Annotated in this window: 1 rRNA gene; it reads left to right on the forward strand. The window is 40.5% G+C overall.

From position 1 onward, the window contains the following. Positions 1 to 102 (forward strand): 23S ribosomal RNA (locus tag AB4512_RS15415); the annotation flags it as partial. Between the last annotated feature and the right edge of the window lie 130 nt (positions 103 to 232).

A 232-nucleotide genomic window follows, 5' to 3' on the forward strand; every position in this document is an offset into this window, starting at 1 on the left:
GTCCTAAAGGGTTGTCGTAGACTACGACGTTGATAGGCAGGGTGTGTAAGTGCTGCGAGGCATTGAGCTAACCTGTACTAATTGCCCGTGAGGCTTAACCATACAACACCCAAGGGGTTTTGTGGACTCAAAGAAATACCAGACCTTGAATGAGTTTGAAGAGAACTTTTAAATCAGTTTTCCAGATTATTTTGCCTTCAGTTTTTAAAAAAGCTGAAAGTAAAAGCAAAAT

This window comes from Vibrio sp. 10N.222.52.B7, from assembly GCF_041474275.1.
GTDB classification, from domain to species: Bacteria; Pseudomonadota; Gammaproteobacteria; order Enterobacterales; family Vibrionaceae; genus Vibrio; species Vibrio crassostreae_C.